Origin of the sequence: Micromonospora sp. AMSO12t (genome assembly GCF_008806585.1) — a bacterium.
GTDB classification, from domain to species: Bacteria; Actinomycetota; Actinomycetes; order Mycobacteriales; family Micromonosporaceae; genus Micromonospora; species Micromonospora reichwaldensis.
This window is the reverse complement of the sequence record NZ_WAAS01000619.1, coordinates 1-455: the sequence shown is the minus strand read 5'-3', so window position 1 is coordinate 455 and position 455 is coordinate 1. Positions and strand designations below refer to the sequence as shown.

At 67.0% G+C, this 455-nt stretch carries 1 protein-coding gene; it reads left to right on the top strand.

Annotated elements, in window-relative coordinates:
• Positions 1 to 455: transposase (locus tag F6X68_RS33225; protein WP_192581672.1), on the top strand; the 455-nt coding region annotated here is incomplete at both ends.

Here is a 455-nt window from a genome sequence, read left to right as displayed (position 1 = left end):
CGGGGGCTGCGGGCCGAGCTGCGGGATCATCTGGGCTATGCCAAGCACGATCCGGCGGGCAAGGGGTCGGGCAACTCGCGCAACGGGAGCACCGCGAAGACGGTGCAGACCGAGATCGGGCCGGTCGAGGTGAAGGTGCCCCGGGATCGGGCGGGCACGTTCACTCCGATGCTGCTGCCGAAGAATGCCCGCCGCCTCGGTGGCCTCTCGGATGTGGTCATTAGTGTGTATGCCGGTGGGATGACCGTGCGGGACATCGCGCATCACCTGCACCGCGTCTACGGCACCGAGGTCGGCCCGGACACCATCTCCACCATCACCGACGAGGTCCTCGACGAGGTCAAGACCTGGCAGCAGCGGCCCTTGGACGAGGTTTACCCGATCGTCTACGTCGACTGCCTGATGGTGAAGGTCCGCGACGGCGGCACGGTGCGCAACAAGGCCTGCTACCTCGT